This is a genomic window from Streptomyces millisiae (assembly GCF_031845425.1).
Classification (GTDB): domain Bacteria; phylum Actinomycetota; class Actinomycetes; order Streptomycetales; family Streptomycetaceae; genus Streptomyces; species Streptomyces millisiae.
Map to the genome: position 1 here is coordinate 1 of NZ_JAVREM010000269.1, position 465 is coordinate 465.

Consider the following 465-nt stretch of genomic DNA (forward strand, 5'->3'; position numbering starts at 1 on the left):
GAGCTGGATGCCGAGGCGGCCGGGGGGCAGGACGGGCTTCCCCTTGCCCTTGCCGTGACCATGCCCGTGGTCGTGTCCGTGACCGGGGCCCTTGGCGGGTCCCTGGGCTGCGGCGGCCTGGGCGGTCGCCGTGCCGATGATCGTGGCGGCGGTGGCTCCGGCGGCGACGCCGAGGATGTTGCGGCGGCTCAGTCTGCGGGCGAGTTCGGTGTCCTTGGAGGTGCGGCTCATGTTCGCGTGGCTCCCTTGGATGACGTGACGGGACGTGGGGTGAGCGGTGCGGTGCCGGGTGCGTGACGGGGATTGTCAGTGCAGTCCGGCAAGCTGGAGGAGCAGGGACTTCACTTCGGTGGCCCTGACCCGGTCGGTGAACGTGTGGGGGGTGGAGCAGAGGATGAGCGGACCTTCGTCGTCGCTCTCGGGGAGGCGGCCGTGGCTGCCGCGAATAGGTGAGGGGTCCAGGGG

Annotated in this window: 2 pseudogenes; both read right to left on the minus strand. The window is 71.2% G+C overall.

The features are described from left to right. Nucleotides 1-231, minus strand: a pseudogene (locus RNC47_RS36615) (sugar phosphate isomerase/epimerase); the annotation flags it as partial. Nucleotides 232-306: 75 nt separating this feature from the next. After that, a pseudogene (locus RNC47_RS36620) lies at nucleotides 307-465 on the minus strand (alkaline phosphatase family protein); the annotation flags it as partial.